This window comes from Thalassotalea sp. G20_0, assembly GCF_017744175.1.
Taxonomy (GTDB): domain Bacteria; phylum Pseudomonadota; class Gammaproteobacteria; order Pseudomonadales; family Endozoicomonadaceae; genus Endozoicomonas.
On record NZ_JAGHQV010000283.1, the window covers coordinates 1 to 924 of the forward strand.

Genomic DNA, 924 nt, shown 5'->3' on the forward strand with positions numbered 1-924 from the left:
TCATAAATAGGTTCCAATAGCATCGCCACCGCTCTCTGGGCAATCTTGTCCTCGAAGGTCGGTATGCCCAAAGATCGTTTCTGACCTTTCCCTTTTGGAATATAAACGCGACGTAACGCAGGTGCTCGATACTGACCGGATTTCAGCCGATCCAGCAGATTAAGGAGATTAGACTCCAGCTGTCGTTCGTACATCTCGGCAGTTTGACCATCGACGCCTGTCGCACCATCCTTGCGGGTCAGTTGATAGGCCTGTAAAAGCCAGTTGTAGTCCATGTATTGATTTAGCGAGGTGAAAGCCATGGCTCGGTTGTTTCTGGCCAGTGTGGCTATCCGTCTCTGTTTCGTTGACACAAACATAAGGTTTCAATGTACCTCTTGTGTTTCCCACAAACGGTTCAACAACTATGATGTCCCCTTTCCTCGTCCGGGTCCTCCTGAGCAGAGTTCCCCGTTGTCATCAGTACTATGGGACACTAAGACTTCCAGTACCTACTATCCGGTCACTTATGGATTCGCTTCCGGACTCCTGAGAGTTGCTTCATATTTGCTTCGCCGGGCCTGAAGCAAAACCCAACGACCAGGTTCTGTTCAGCCATAGAACCAATGGCTACTTAACTCAGGTCAGCACTGGATCTCGCAGGTTCCTGAGAAATCCATCCTGTACCTTTGCCCCGGTCTCTGACTCCGGCCGGACTGATTATGTCTCACCAAATCGACATTTCAGTGCTGACCCCACCTCTTGAACAACAAGGCCTCCAGCAAAGCGTCAATTTCGGAGCTCAATCCCGCGGCTTTAGTACCTGCTGTTTACGCTTCAAAGCCAAGGTTACCCATGACTAAGCAAAACTCGCTTCCGGCTGATGGTTAATCTTTACCGGGTGGGAGTCGAACCCACTGGATTTCAACGAATGATTTCAGTTCA

1 protein-coding gene is annotated in these 924 nt (G+C 49.8%); it reads right to left on the reverse strand.

The window, feature by feature from the left end:
- A partial coding sequence (locus tag J7438_RS26065) for a reverse transcriptase family protein (protein ID WP_209278942.1) occupies positions 1-302 on the reverse strand: 302 nt, incomplete at its 3' end.
- Between the last annotated feature and the right edge of the window lie 622 nt (positions 303-924).